The sequence below is a fragment of the Amycolatopsis endophytica genome (assembly GCF_013410405.1).
In the GTDB taxonomy this organism is placed as follows: Bacteria; Actinomycetota; Actinomycetes; order Mycobacteriales; family Pseudonocardiaceae; genus Amycolatopsis_E; species Amycolatopsis_E endophytica.
The window spans coordinates 3,508,178-3,521,820 of sequence record NZ_JACCFK010000001.1 but is presented as its reverse complement, the minus strand read 5'-3'; the positions used below and the strand labels follow the sequence as shown (position 1 = coordinate 3,521,820).

Genomic DNA, 13,643 nt, shown 5'->3' with positions numbered 1-13,643 from the left:
GAGGACATGACGCCTGCCGCGCTGAGGAAGCTGTGCCTGTCGTTTCCGGGAGCCCGCGAGGAGTTCCCCTTCGACGAGGGCACCAGCGTGTTCAAGGTCGCGGGCAAGATCTTCGCGCTCAGCCGCCTGGAGGCTCGGCCGCTGCGGGTCAGCCTCAAGTGCGATCCGGACCTCGCCGTGCAGCTGCGCCTCGACCATCCGGCGATCACGGCGGGCTACCACCTGAACAAGAAGCACTGGAACACCGTCGTGCTGGACGGGTCGGTGCCCGGCTCCCTCGTGGAGGAAATGACCGAGGACTCCTACGACCTCGTGGTCGCCGGCCTGCCGCGCCGGGAACAGGAGAAACTGCACTGGGTCGCGCTGAGTCACGAGAAGACCCCGCGCGGAAGCACTAACCTACGCGGGTGAACGTCGAGCTGCGCCTGTTGTCCCGCGTGACCTGCCGGGGCCGGGACATCACCGCGCCGAGGATGCGGGACCTTCTCGCGCTGCTCGCCGCCGAGTTGCCCGCCGGCTGCGGCACCGCCCGTCTCGTCGAGGGTCTGTGGCCCGACGAGCAACCGGACAACCCCGTGAAGGCGCTGCAGATCCTCGTCTCGCGGACCCGGTCCCGGCTCGGCGCCGACCTCATCGCCGGCACGCCCACCGGCTACCGCCTCACGCTCGAACCCGGCCAGGTCGACGCCGCGGCACTCCTGCGGCACGCGGCCGCGGCCCGCACCCCCGACCCGGCGACAGCCCTCGCCGAAGCCGACGCCGGACTCGAACTCTGGGACGGTTCGGCCGACGACGCCCTCGACCCGTTGTCCACGCTGCGCCGCGAACGCCGGAGCGCCCACCGGTTCCTGACGCGTGCCCGCGGCTTGGCCCTGTCCCGGCTGGGACGGCACACCGAGGCCGTCGAACCGCTCACCGGGGCCGCGGCCGATCATCCACGGGACGAGGAACTGCTGCTGGAACTGCTGCGCTCCGAGTCCGCCACGGCGGGCCCGTCAGCGGCGCTGGCCCGATACGAGGCGTACCGGCGCACCCTGCGCGACGATCTCGGCACCGATCCCGGCCCGGACCTCCAGGCGTGGCAACGGGAAGCGCTGACCAGCCCGGTGCCGGTGGTCCGGCACGGCATCCCGCACGACCCCAACCCGCTGCTCGGCCGCGCGGACGACATCGCCGCGCTCACGAGCCTGCTGCGCCGGTCCCGGGTCGCCTCGATCGTCGGCCCCGGCGGGCTGGGCAAGACCCGCCTCGCGCACGCGGTGGGCCGCGACGCGGAGCAACCGGTCGTGCACTTCGTCCCGCTCGCCGGTGCCCGCGTGGACGAAGACGTCCTCAGCCAGGTCGCGACCGTGCTCGGGGTCGGCGAACCCCGCCGGACACCGTCGATGCGCCTGCCCGACGAGCTGACCGGTGTCATCGAGATCCTCGGCGCCGCACCGTCCCTGCTGATCCTGGACAACTGCGAACAGGTCCTCGACGGCGTCGCCGACCTCGTCCGGTCCCTGGTCTCGGCGACGCGTGGCCTGCACGTGCTCACGACCAGCCGAGCCCCGCTCGGCCTGTCGTCGGAGTCGGTCTATCCGCTCGCGGAGCTGGACCTGGCCACCACGGCCGAGCTGTTCACGCAACGCGCGCGGGCCGCGCGCCCGGGCGCCGACCTTCCCGCGGACACCGTGACCGAGCTCTGCCGCCATCTCGACGGCCTGCCGCTGGCGGTCGAACTCGCGGCGGCACGGGTGCGGGTCCTGTCGGTCACCGAAGTCGCCCGGCGCCTCGACGACCGCTTCGCGCTGCTGCGCGGCGGCCCTCGTGACGCGCCGCACCGGCACCGCACCCTCCAGGCGGTGGTCGACTGGAGCTGGCATCTGCTCGACGAACGGGCGCGGGCCGCGATGCGCACGCTGTCGGTGTTCCCCGGCGGGTTCACCGAGGACGCGGCGCGGCACCTGGTGGGCGAGCGCGACACCCTCGACCTCCTCGGCGAGCTGTCCGGCCAGTCCCTCCTCAAAGTCACCGACACGCCCGCCGGCACCCGGTTCCGGATGCTGGAAACCGTGCGCGAATTCGGCGCGGCCCGCCTCGACGAGGCCGGGGAAACCGAGCGCGTCACCGAGGGGTTTCTCCAGTGGGCCCGGGATTTCGGGCTGGCCCATCACGAACCGGTGTTCGGCGCGAACCCCTACCCGGCAGGCGAGCGCATCCGGGCCGAGCAGGACAACCTCGTGCTGGCCCTGCGCCTGTCCGTCAAGCGTGGCGACGGGCCCACGGTCGCCGCGGCGGCGGCCGCGCTGGGCGCCTTGTGGGTCGCCGACTCCAACTTCGGGCGGCTGGACGCGCTCACGGTGGACGTGCCGGACGTGCTCGCGCACTTCCACCCGAAGCCGGAGTTCGTGGAGGTGACCCGCGCGGCCGCGGCCGTGTGCGCCGTCACGACCTTCATGCTCCGGGGTCCGCGCGCGGTGCGTTCGCTGATCGTGCTGCGGCGGCTGCCCGAGGCAGCACCGACCACCGTGGTGCGGGCGCTGTCCACGGTGCTGAGCTCGTTCCGGGAGATCATGCACCCGGACCGGCGGGTGCTGGACGCGATGTGCGCCAGCGACCATCCGATGCTCGCCTTCGCCGCCAACAGCGTGGACAGCTACCGGTGGGAGACCGAAGGTCGTCCCGATCACGCCATCGCCGCGGCGCTGCGCATGCTCGAAGTCACCGGCGGCCCGGCCATGCCGTGGCTCCGCCTGATGGCGCACGCCCGCCTCGGCGAGCTGTACCTCAACAGCGGTGACGCCGCGGCCGCCACCCACCAGCTGCGGTCGGCCATGCGGGTGCTGGAAGCGCACGCGCCCTGGCCCGACACCACGGGTGTGCGATGGGGCCTCATGCTCGCCGCCCTGCAGGCGGGCGACGTGGACGAGGCCGAGCGCTGGCTCGCCAGGGCCTCCCGGGAAGCCGTCGAGGACCGGTTCGACGTCATCACCTTCGACCTCGGCGTTCGGGCGGAGATCGCCTTGGCGCGCAACGAAATCGACCGCGGGCTGGCCCTGTGGCGACAGGCGGTGACCCAGCAGCGGAACAGCGGCGGCTTGACGGTGCGCGAGCCGCCGGGGCTGGACTCGTGGAAGCTGGAGCTGATGAGCGTCACCGTGGTGGCGCACACGCAGCACGGCAGGTCCGGCCTGGTCGCCGATCTTGTCGACGAGCTGACCGGTCTGGCGCGATCGTTGTTCGGCGACGCGGCGGCCCGGTTGCCCGCCTACCTCTTCGGCGCGCCGATCCGTGGCGCCGTGCTGCTCGCTCTGGGCCTGGTGACACTGGATCGTGGCGATCCGGCCGGGGTGCGGATGATCGCGCTGGCGGAGCGGATGGGGTTCCTGCGCAACTTCCAGCCGACCATGGCACCGGCCGGATTCCGCGCCACCGCCGAAAAAGCCGACGGGCCGGCCTACGCCGACGCGGTGTCGGAGTACGCCGGCCTCGGGCCGGACGAGCTGCGCACGGCGGCGCTGGCGCTGATCAGCGAGTCGGTTCCCGGTTGAACAGCGCCTTGGACCACAGGTAGCCCAGCAGCGCGATGCCCGCGCCCCAGCCGACGGCGGCCCAGCCGTACCAGCCGATCGGGGTGCCGGCCAACAGACCGCGCAGCGTCTCGATCACCGCGGTGAACGGCTGGTATTCGGCGAACCAGCGGATGCCCCCGGGCATCGAGTCCAGTGGCACGAACGCGCTGGACAGGAACGGCAGCAGGAACGTCATGGGCAGCACGACGTTGCTCGCGCCCTCCGGCGTCTTGGACAGCTGGCCGAGCGCGGTGGAGAACCAGCTCAGGCCGAGCGTGAGCAGCAGCAGGACGGCGATCACGAGCAGCCAGTCCGCGAACCCGGCCGAGGCGCGGAACCCCATCAGCAGGGCCACGCCGAGCACCAGCACGACGCTGATCACGGTCTGGATCACGTTGCCGACGACGTGCCCGGTGAGGACGGACGCGCGGGCGATCGCCATGGTGCGCAGGCGGGCGACGATGCCCTCGGCGAGGTCGGTGCAGATCGCGACCGCGACCGGCGTCGTGGCCGAGCCGATGGTGAGCAGCAGGATGCCGGGCACGAGGTAGGCGAGGTAGTCGCCGCCCGCGGGCGCGCCGGTGAGCCCGCCGCCGATCGCGCCGCCGAACACGTAGTTGAACAACAGCAGCATCATGATCGGGATGGCGGCGACGCTGAACGTCATGGACGGGTAGCGCAGCGCGTGGCGGAGGTTGCGCCGCAGCATGGTGGCGGAGTCGGTGAGCGCGTGCATCAGTGGGAGACCTTCTCTGCGGTGGGGTGGCCGGTCAGGGCGAAGAAGACGTCGTCGAGGTCGGGCGTGTGCACGGACAGGCCCTCGGGCTCGATGCCGGCGTGGTCCATGCGGTCGAGCAGGGTGCGCAGGGAGCGGACGCCGCCGTCGCTGGGGATCTGCAGGGTCAGCGCGTCGTCGTCGCGGGAGACCTCGCCGAAGGTGCGGGCGGCGGTCTCCAGGGAGGACGTGTCGGCGAAGCGCAGTTCGACGTGCCCACCGGGGATGCGGCGCTTGAGTTCGTCCGGGCTGCCCTCGGCGACGAGCACGCCGTGGTCGAGCACGGCGATGCGGTCGGCCAGCTCGTCGGCCTCGTCCAGGTACTGGGTGGTGAGGAAAACGGTGACGCCGCGGGCGACGAGATCGCGGATGATGGTCCACATGGTGCGGCGGCTGCGCGGGTCGAGGCCGGTGGTCGGCTCGTCGAGGAAGATGATGCGCGGTTCGCCCATGAGGCTCATCGCGAGGTCGAGCCGCCGCCGCATGCCGCCGGAGTACACGGCGGCGAGCTTGCGGGCCGGCTCGACCAGGTCGAAGCGCGCCAGCAGGTCGGCGGCCCTCCGGCGGCCCTCCTGACGCGGCAGATGGTGCAGGTCCGCCATCAGCCACAGGTTCTCCTCGCCGGTGAGCTTGTTGTCCACGGCGGAGAACTGGCCGGTGACCCCGATGGCGGCGCGCACCGCGTCGGGCTCGGCGTCGACGTCGTGTCCGGCGACGCGGGCGCTGCCGGAACCGGTCCGCAGGTAGGTCGACAGGATCTGGACCATGGTGGTCTTGCCCGCGCCGTTGGGCCCGAGCAGGGCGAAGATCGAGCCGGCCGGAATCCGCAGGTCGATCCCGTCGAGCACGACCTTGTCCCCGAACGCCTTGCGCATCCCGGCGACCTCGATGGCCGGGGTGGCCGTGGTGGTGGTCAAAGCTCCTCCTGGTTGGTCGGTGTGCTGACCAGCTTCGGAGGGGCCGGTTTCAGGTGGGCTTCACCTCGGTTTCAGGGCTCGGCGGTACCTGTTCGGCGCCGGTCACGAACGCCTCCCGCTCGGCGGCGGGCTTCTCCCGCAGCGCGAGCACCGCGGCCAGCGTCACCAGGCACGCCACCAGCATGTAGCCGGACACCGACAGCGAGGTGCCGGTCTCCCCGACCAGCCAGGTCGAGACCAGCGGGGCGAATCCACCGCCGAGGATCGCGCCGAACGCGTAGGCGAAGGAGACGCCGCTGTAGCGGATGCCGGCCGGGAACAGCTCGCTGTAGGCGGCGGCCTGCGGTCCGTAGGTCAGGCCGAGTCCGAAGGCCAGCACGATCACCGACAGCAGCATCAGCGGCATCGACGTGGTGTCGAACAGCAGGAAGAACGGGAACGTCCAGGCGGCCATCGCGACGGTGCCGACGAGGTAGGTGCGGCGGCGGCCCCAGGTGTCCGACCAGGCGCCCGCCAGCAGCGTGAACACGCCCCACGCCACGGCGCCGACCATTCCGACGAACAGCATCGCCGTGCTGGACAGGCCCAGCGTGCGGGTGCCGTAGGAGTTGATGAAGGCGATCAGGATGTAGCCGACCATGTTGTTCGCGATGAACAGGCCGATCGCGATGACGAGTTCCCGGCGGTTGGACCGCAGCACCTCGGCCAGCGGCGCCGACCGGCGAGCGCGGCGGGCGCGCAGTTCGCTGAACACCGGGCTTTCCGAAACCCGTGCCCGCACGAAGAACCCGACCGCGATGAGGACGACGCTGAGCAGGAACGGGATCCGCCACCCCCAGCGTGCGAACTGGTCGTCGGTGGTGGCGGAGGACACGGTAAAGAACACCAGGTTCGCCAGCAGCAGCCCGACCGGCACCCCGATCTGCGGGTACGATCCGAAGTAGCCGCGCCTGCCCGGCGGTGCGTGCTCGACCGACATCAGCGCGGCGCCACCCCACTCACCGCCGGCGGACAGACCCTGCAGCAGCCGCAGCGCGACGAGCAGGATCGGCGCGGCGACGCCGATCGAGGCGTAGGACGGCAGCAGGCCCACGCCGATCGTGGAGATCCCCATCAGCAGCAGGGTCGCGACGAGGACCGCCTTGCGCCCCACGCGGTCACCGAGGTGTCCGGCGATGATCCCGCCGATCGGGCGCGCCACGAAGCTCACCCCGAGCGTCGCGAACGACGCCAGCAGCGCGGCGGTCCCGTCGAGCGAGGGGAAGAACTGCTTGCCGAACACCAGGCCGGCGGCCGAGGCGTAGATGAAGAAGTCGTACCACTCGATCGTCGTACCGACCAGGCTCGCACCGACGACGCGACGGAGCTGGGCGCTGCTCGAGGAGCGGCCGGTCCGCGCCTCGGGGGTCTGCGTCATGGGACATCCCTTCCCGCCATTGGAAAGAAGATCAAAGGTTTGATTAGTTCACTGGCAACGTAGATCCCACCTTGCCCGAAAACCAGTGCGGGCCACAGACCTTTACCGTCCTGAGACCTTGCCCCCCGCCGCGACCGGCAAACACAGCGCCCGGAACAGCCAACACAGCGCCGCGAGCGGCAAACACGCCGCCCGGAGCGGCAAACACGGCGGGTGCCGCGCCGTGTTTGCCGCTCCCGCTGGCGTGTTTGCCGCTCCCGCTGGCGTGTTGGCCCTTGCGGGCGCCGTGTTTGCCCCTCCGGGACACCACCCAGCCACCACATCGCCGCCCGGCAACGCAACCCAGCCACCAGGCCGCCCAGCCCTCCCCCGCACCCCGATCCCCAGCCCAGTTCTCCGGACGATCAGGCGGAGTCAAGGCACGCTGTCCCGCCTTGACTCCGCCTGATCGGCCGGAGAAACAATGAAAAATCGGGGCGTCCCAACCTATTGCGAGCTTGCGAGCCCGGCGCTTTCAGCCTCGCGCAGCGCAACAACCCGCGTAGCGCTTACATACTCGGACTCCTCAGTGGACCGGTTTGGAACGATCACGGCCGGGTAAACCCAAGATCCTCGCGTTGACGAGTCGACGGAGGAGGTGGTGCATCGTGGATGCCATGGTGCATCGGCCGGATCGGTTCACCAGTGTCGTGGACGGGCCGCGAGAACTGGCGGCCCTGCGGAGGCGGGCGCGGGTCATGCTCGCCGGGGTCGGCGAACAGCACGTCGTCGACGCGCTGCTGGTGACCGACGAGATCGCCAGCATCGCCTGGCTGTCCACCCGCCAGCCGTTCACGGTGCGGTTGGGCTGGGCGGGCACGGACACGGTCCGCGTGGACGTGACGATCACCGCGGAGCCACCCGGGCGTCGCGAGATCGCCACGTCGGCGGCTGTCCTGGACGGGGTCGCCGCCAGGTGGGGGATGACGCCCCGACCTGGCGAGACCGCACTGTGGGCCGACGTGGCGATCGCCGCACCGTCGGTGCCGGACAAACCGGCGCTCGACGCGGTGCACGTCGCCGGATCGGCCAGGCGGTAGCCGGCCTGAACCCGGTCGCCGGTGGTCCGGACCCGGGCCACCGGCGACGGCCGATAGGGTGGTCGACGGCCGAAAAGCAGGACGACGTTGGAGGATTCGTGGCGCAGCCCTTCGCCACCCGGTGGACGCGCGAGGGGAGCGAAGCGATCGTCGCCATCGCGGGCGACGTCGACCTCGGCACCGCGCCCCAGGTCCGCGAGTCCGTCAAGGACGCACGCGACAGCACCGCCCCGGTCCCGCTGACCAGCCTCATCATCGACCTGTCCGACGTCGAGCACCTCGACTCGGTGGGGCTGGCCGTCCTCGTGGAGGCTGCCGCCGAATGCCACTCCGCCGACCAGTCGCTCGCACTGGTCTGCCCCACCCCGGTCGTCGCCAGGCCGCTGGAGATGACCGGTCTCGACCGCATCCTGAACGTCACCACGTCCCTCGACGAAGCACGCGAAGTGACCCGCTGAGGAACCCTTCCGGGCAAACCCGGCAGGCGGTTAGGGTTGGCGTGTGCATGCCGACGAGGTCAAGCGCTATATCTGCGACACGTTCGCCGGGGTCAGCCCCGTGCAGAGCGCCGGTGACACCTTCTTCGTGTACGACCCGCACGACGACCTGCCAGCCGAGCGGATGTTCCCCTTCGCGGCGCTCCTGACCAGCGACAGCCACGACTCGGCCTCCGACCTCGCTCGGCGTGGCTCGTTCCGGCTCGACATCGGCCTGATGGAGGCCACGTACCGGTCCCGTTTCGGTGACGCCACGAGCGAGGTCGACCACACCGCCCGCGATGTCCTGATGCCCCATCCGGTCCACGCGTCGCGGAGCTGGGCGTGTGTCGTGGACCCGGCGGGCCTGGACGGCATCGCCCCGCTGCTGGCGGAGGCCCACGAACTCGCGGCACGCAAGCACGCGAACCGCCGCGCGGCCACGTCCTAAGCGCTGGTGGTCGAGCCTGGGCGGACGATCATCAGAACCGTGACGGCCGCCCAGAGGATGTTGAAGATCCCGGTGTACATCGCCAGCCGCGCGGGGGCGCGCGGGCCCGGTTCGGTTCCCTCGCCGATGCCGTCGAGGATTCCCTGCTGACGCGGCAGCACGACGAGCACCAGCACGGCCGCCGCGATCCCGGTGAGCACAATGGACACCACGACCCACGCGTCGCCCGTCACGCCGAGAACTCCGGCCGTCGCGAAACCGAAAACCGGGACGGCGACGCCGATCGCGGCGTAGACCCGGCAGATGCGGTGCAGTGTGCGCAGGACGGCGACTTCGCGGTCGGCGCCATCCGCGGCACGGCGGGTCGCCGAGGGGAACATGCTGGCCGCGACGGTCACCGGGCCGATCGCGATCAACGCCGCGAGCACATGGAGGGAGAGGAGAACCTTCGTCACGCGCCGAAACGCTAACGGTCTCCGGCGACCGGGAAAACCGGCAGGATGGCCATCTTCCAACGGATTCTCGCCAACCGCCGCGACCAGGCATTTCACGCCACATCCCGTGGTCGGCAGGGGTGGCGAGGGCCTACGGTGTCGTCATGCACATCGTCGCCGTGCTGGCACTGGACCAGGTCGTCCCGTTCGACCTGGCCACCCCGATCGAAGTCTTCACCCGAACCCGCCTGCCCGGCGGCCGTCCCGCCTACCGGGTGCGGGTGTGTGCGCCGACGCCGACCGTCGACGCGGGCACCTTCAAGATCCAGGCGGACTGGGGGCTCGAAGCACTCACCGACGCGGACACGATCATCCTGCCCGGCTGCGCGGACCCGGCGGCGGGAATCCCGGAGGATGTGCTCGACGCCCTGCGCAAGGCCGCCGCGAACGGCACGCGCCTCGCCTCGATCTGCACGGGTGCGTTCGTCCTCGCCGCCACCGGGCTGCTCGACGGGCTGCGCGCCACGACGCACTGGCTCGGCGCGGACGTGCTCGCCCGCCGGTACCCGGAGGTCGAGGTCGACCCGGACGTCCTCTACGTCGACAACGGCCAGTTCCTCACCTCGGCCGGCGCGGCGGCCGGACTGGACCTGTGCCTGCACCTCATCCGTCGCGACCACGGGTCCGCCGTGGCGGCCGACGCCGCGCGGCTGTCGGTCATGCCGCTGGAACGGGAGGGCGGCCAGGCGCAGTTCATCGTGCACGACCAGCCGCCCGTGCCGCGCGGGTCGACGCTGGAACCGGTGCTGCGGTGGATGTCCGACCACCTCGACCGCGATCTGGCACTCGCCGACATCGCGGCGCGCGCCGGGCTCAGCACGCGTTCGCTCAACCGCCGGTTCCGCGAGCACACCGGGACGACGCCGCTGCGCTGGCTGCACCGCGAACGGATCCGGCGGGCGCAGTACCTGCTGGAGACGACCACGCACCCGGTGGACCGCATCGCGGGCCAGGTCGGATTCGGCTCACCGACCGCGTTCCGCGACGGTTTCCGCCGCGTGGTCGGCACCAGCCCGAACTCCTACCGGTCGGCGTTCCAGCGACGAGAGGTTCCGGCCGGCCCCGCGCGGTGAACGGTGCCGCCCCGACGGCAATCTCACCCGAACCGGGCCGTCACCGTGAGCGGGATCGCACCATCTTCCCGCGGTATCCGGCGCTCCGGTGAGCATCCGGCATGAAGTGTGGACGACCTTCTTTCGCAGCGGCCGCGGTGGGTCCGATTCGGACAGGCAGGCGAACCAGACCGAGTTCGACACCGCGTTCGGCGACCAGGCGCGGGGCCCGACCCCGTTCTGCACCCGCTGTCCCGTGGAGAACCTCAGCGGCTCGGACTACGGCACCAGGAAACGGCCCGCAGCTCGACGCCCTCGTCGCGGGCGACACCGTGGTCGCCGCCAGGTACGACGGCAACGACTACGACGGCAGCCCGCTCATCTGGCGCCGGTAGCTGACGTCAGACCGGCACCGTCAGGCCGGTACGGAGTCCAGGAAGTCCGTGCCGGTCTTCTTCCGCAGTTCTTCGACCGTCACGCCGGGCGCGCTGTGCACCAGTCGCAGCCCGTCCGGCGTCACGTCGAACACGGCCAGATCGGTGATGATCCGGTCCACCACACCGGCACCGGTCAGCGGCAGCGTGCACGACTCGACGATCTTCGGGCTGCCGTCCTTGGCGACGTGGTCGGTGATCACGATGATCCGCTTCGTGCCCGCGACCAGGTCCATCGCACCGCCCATGCCCTTGACCAGCGCGCCGGGCACGGTCCAGTTCGCCAGATCACCGTTGGCGGCGACCTGCAGCGCACCCAGGATCGCCAGGTCGACGTGCCCGCCGCGGATCATCGCGAACGACGTCGCCGAATCGAAGAAGCTCGCGCCGGGCCGGACGGTGACCGTCTGCTTGCCCGCGTTGATCAGGTCGGCGTCCTCCTCGCCCTCGAACGGGAACGGGCCGAGACCGAGGATTCCGTTCTCGCTCTGCAGCGTCACCCGCACCCCCTCGGGGATGTGGTTGGCCACCAGCGTGGGGATGCCGATGCCGAGGTTCACGTAGTCGCCATCACGCAGTTCCCGCGCCGCCAGCGCGGCCATCTCGTCGCGGCTCCAGCCCATGGTCACGCCTCCGTTCCGGCGAGCGCCCGCTGGCGCACCGTGCGCTTCTCGATCTCCTTCTCCCGCGGCGTCGCGACCACCAGCCGGTCGACGAACACACCGGGCGTGATCACCAGATCGGGGTCGACGAAGCCGTCGAGGAGCACCTCGGCCTCCACCACGGTCACGCGCCCGCAGGTGGCGATGACGGGGTTGAAGTTGCGCGAGGTCATCCGGTACACGAGGTTGCCCTCGTGGTCGGCGGTGTGCGCGTGCACCAGGGCGAGATCGGCCACGATTCCCCGTTCCTGCACGAAAGTCACGCCGTCGAACTCGGCGTGCGGCTTGCCTTCGGCGATGGGTGTGCCGACACCGGTCTTGGTGTAGAAGGCGGGAATCCCGGCGCCGCCGGCGCGCATCCGCTCGGCCAGCGTGCCCTGCGGCGCGAACTCGACCTCGACCGTGCCGTCGAGGTACTGCTGCGCGAACAGCTTGTTCTCGCCGACGTAGGACGCGACCACCTTGCGGACCTGCTTGTTCTCCAGCAGCAGGCCGAGGCCCTTGCCGTCGACGCCCATGTTGTTCGACACGATCGTCAGATCGCGGATCCCGGAGTCGCGGACGATCTCGATGAGGTCGTAGGGGACACCGCTGAGGCCGAAGCCGCCGACCGCGATCGTGATGCCGTCCCGCAGCGCGCCTGCCATCGCGTCGGCGGCTGTGCCGAACACCTTGGACACGTAACTCTCCTTCGAGCGTCCGTCTGATGACCACTTGGTCACCAGTCAAGACGACCTGCGCAAACACGGTCAAGCAGCGTGCTTCGATCTCTCGCCAGATGAACGAGTGCGATGAACGCGTTCACTGAGTGGACGTACGATGGGTGCCATGCCAACCGACAACCTGATCGGCCGCGCCGCGCTGGTGCTGCGTGCGTTGTCCGTGACGGGAGAACCGGGCGCGTCGACCTCGGACGTGGCACGGGCGACCGGTCTCGCGCGCCCGACGGCCCACCGCCTGCTCGCCGCGCTGGCCGACGAGGGGTTCGTCGACCGCGACCAGCGCTCCGGGCAGTGGTACCTGGGCCCGGAGCTGTACCTGCTGGGCGAGTCCGCGGCCGCGCGCTACGACGTCACCCAGCAGGCGCGGGACAGCGTGCACCGGCTCGCGGCCGCGACCGGGGAGAGCGCGTTCTTCTCCGCCCGCCGTGGCGACGAAACGGTGTGCCTGCTGCGTGAGGACGGCGACTTCCCCATCCGGTCGTTCGTGCTCTACGAAGGCGCGCGGTTCCCGCTCGGCGTGGTCTCGGCCGGCCTGGTCGTGCTGTCCCTGCTCGGCGACCGGGAGATCGACGAGTACCTGGCGCGGGTCGACCTGACCGAGCGCTGGGGAGCCGAGCACGGGCCGGAGCCGTTGCGGGAGCGGATCGCCGAGACGCGCGAACGCGGGTACTCCGTCAATCCGGGTCTGGTCGTCGAGGGCAGCTGGGGCATGGCGGCCGCGGTGTTCGGCGCGGCGGGCGAACCGGCGTGGGCCCTGACGCTGACGGGCGTCGAGTCCCGCTTCCGCGAGCCGCGCCGCTCGCAGATGGGCGCGCTGCTGCTCAAGGAGGCCCATGCGCTGACCACCACCCTGCGGCAGCGCGCCGAGGTCAGCCGGCCAGAATCTGGGCCGCGACCAGGAGGTCGTGCGGGTAGGTGACCTTGATGTTCTCCGGCGCGCCGGGCACCCAGTGCACGGGCAGGGCGGAAAAGCGCTCCATCACCGACGCGGTGTCGGTACCCGCGAAGCCCTCGCGCGCGGCTTCCTCGTAGGCGGCGAGCAGCGGCGCGGCGCGGAATGCCTGCGGCGTCTGCGCGCGGACCAGCCTCCCTGCCGGACGAGCGCCCTCGGCCGTGACGATGTCGTCCGCCTGGAGTCCCGGCATGGCGCCGCCGTGCTCGCGGGCCACGCGCGTGACCTCGGTGATCAGGGGTGGCGTGACGAGCGGACGGGCACCGTCGTGCACGAGGACGGTGTCGACCTCGCCCGCCTCGGCCCGCGCCGCCAAGTGCCGCAACGCGTTCAGCTCGGACTCCTGCCTGCTGGCCCCGCCGTGCACGATCTCCACGGGCACGTCGAGGGAGGCGAGGACGTCGTCGGCGAGTCCCCGGTCCTGCGGGCGGATGACGAACACGAGCGGCGCGATGCCGGGCGTGCGGGCGAAAGCATCCAGCGACCACCAGACGACCGGCCGGCCCGCCAGCGGAAGGTACACCTTGTTCACCCCCGCCCCGACGCGCGTGCCGGCGCCACTGGCCAGCACGACAGCGGCCGCGGAGGGGACGGCGATCTCTTCCGGCACCATGGGCCGATCGTACGGGCGTGTGCGGTCGGGAGAGCACCGGTGAGC

Annotated in this window: 14 protein-coding genes; 7 read left to right on the top strand and 7 right to left on the bottom strand. The window is 71.2% G+C overall.

Annotated elements, in window-relative coordinates; translation table 11 throughout:
- Positions 1-6: 6 nt before the first annotated feature.
- The gene (locus HNR02_RS17400; protein WP_179774202.1) at positions 7-411 is read left to right on the top strand and encodes an MmcQ/YjbR family DNA-binding protein; all 405 of its coding nucleotides are present in this window, start codon (positions 7-9) and stop codon (positions 409-411) included.
- Complete coding sequence (locus HNR02_RS17395) at positions 408-3,533, top strand: ATP-binding protein (protein WP_179774201.1); 3,126 nt, start codon at positions 408-410, stop codon at positions 3,531-3,533. Before HNR02_RS17400 ends, HNR02_RS17395 begins: the two co-directional genes overlap by 4 nt.
- On the opposite strand, the gene HNR02_RS17390 is transcribed toward HNR02_RS17395, so the two are convergent.
- From HNR02_RS17390 to HNR02_RS17380, 3 genes are read right to left on the bottom strand one after another with little or no spacing between them, the layout of a single operon-like run.
- Positions 3,511-4,290, bottom strand: a complete 780-nt coding sequence (locus HNR02_RS17390) for an ABC transporter permease (RefSeq protein ID WP_179774200.1) — start codon at positions 4,288-4,290, stop codon at positions 3,511-3,513. The genes HNR02_RS17395 and HNR02_RS17390 overlap by 23 nt on opposite strands.
- Positions 4,290-5,246 carry an ATP-binding cassette domain-containing protein gene (locus HNR02_RS17385; protein ID WP_179774199.1) on the bottom strand — a complete coding sequence of 319 codons (957 nt, stop codon included), beginning with the start codon at positions 5,244-5,246 and terminating at the stop codon, positions 4,290-4,292. The genes HNR02_RS17390 and HNR02_RS17385 overlap by 1 nt, the downstream gene beginning before the upstream one ends.
- A 49-nt stretch (positions 5,247-5,295) precedes the next feature.
- A complete protein-coding gene (locus HNR02_RS17380) occupies positions 5,296-6,663 on the bottom strand; it encodes an MFS transporter (protein WP_179774198.1) in 1,368 nt (455 codons plus the stop codon).
- A 656-nt stretch (positions 6,664-7,319) separates the two neighbouring features.
- Here HNR02_RS17380 and HNR02_RS17375 point away from each other — a divergent pair.
- The 3 genes from HNR02_RS17375 to HNR02_RS17365 all read left to right on the top strand — a co-directional run bounded on the left by HNR02_RS17375 (position 7,320) and on the right by HNR02_RS17365 (position 8,669).
- Positions 7,320-7,742, top strand: a complete 423-nt coding sequence (locus tag HNR02_RS17375; RefSeq protein WP_179774197.1) for a hypothetical protein — start codon at positions 7,320-7,322, stop codon at positions 7,740-7,742.
- Between the two features lie 98 nt (positions 7,743-7,840).
- Positions 7,841-8,200, top strand: coding sequence for an STAS domain-containing protein (locus HNR02_RS17370; protein ID WP_179774196.1), 360 nt, complete (start codon positions 7,841-7,843; stop codon positions 8,198-8,200).
- Between the two features lie 43 nt (positions 8,201-8,243).
- The gene (locus HNR02_RS17365; protein ID WP_179774195.1) at positions 8,244-8,669 is read left to right on the top strand and encodes a DUF6194 family protein; all 426 of its coding nucleotides are present in this window, start codon (positions 8,244-8,246) and stop codon (positions 8,667-8,669) included.
- Here HNR02_RS17365 and HNR02_RS17360 read toward each other — a convergent pair.
- Positions 8,666-9,124, bottom strand: a complete 459-nt coding sequence (locus HNR02_RS17360) for a DUF2269 family protein (RefSeq protein ID WP_179774194.1) — start codon at positions 9,122-9,124, stop codon at positions 8,666-8,668. The genes HNR02_RS17365 and HNR02_RS17360 overlap by 4 nt on opposite strands.
- A 143-nt stretch (positions 9,125-9,267) precedes the next feature.
- Between HNR02_RS17360 and HNR02_RS17355 the strand changes: the two genes are divergently transcribed.
- Positions 9,268-10,236 (top strand): GlxA family transcriptional regulator, encoded by a 969-nt coding sequence (locus HNR02_RS17355; protein ID WP_179774193.1) that lies wholly within the window; start codon positions 9,268-9,270, stop codon positions 10,234-10,236.
- A 394-nt stretch (positions 10,237-10,630) separates the two neighbouring features.
- On the opposite strand, the gene HNR02_RS17350 is transcribed toward HNR02_RS17355, so the two are convergent.
- Positions 10,631-11,272 (bottom strand): CoA transferase subunit B, encoded by a 642-nt coding sequence (locus tag HNR02_RS17350; protein ID WP_179774192.1) that lies wholly within the window; start codon positions 11,270-11,272, stop codon positions 10,631-10,633.
- Between the two features lie 2 nt (positions 11,273-11,274).
- Positions 11,275-11,991, bottom strand: coding sequence for a CoA transferase subunit A (locus tag HNR02_RS17345; RefSeq protein WP_179774191.1), 717 nt, complete (start codon positions 11,989-11,991; stop codon positions 11,275-11,277).
- A 148-nt stretch (positions 11,992-12,139) separates the two neighbouring features.
- On the opposite strand from HNR02_RS17345, the gene HNR02_RS17340 reads away from it, so the two are divergent.
- A complete protein-coding gene (locus tag HNR02_RS17340; protein WP_246338588.1) occupies positions 12,140-12,952 on the top strand; it encodes an IclR family transcriptional regulator in 813 nt (270 codons plus the stop codon).
- On the opposite strand, the gene HNR02_RS17335 is transcribed toward HNR02_RS17340, so the two are convergent.
- Positions 12,903-13,598, bottom strand: a complete 696-nt coding sequence (locus HNR02_RS17335) for an IspD/TarI family cytidylyltransferase (protein ID WP_179774189.1) — start codon at positions 13,596-13,598, stop codon at positions 12,903-12,905. The two genes, HNR02_RS17340 and HNR02_RS17335, sit on opposite strands and share 50 nt — an antisense overlap.
- Between the last annotated feature and the right edge of the window lie 45 nt (positions 13,599-13,643).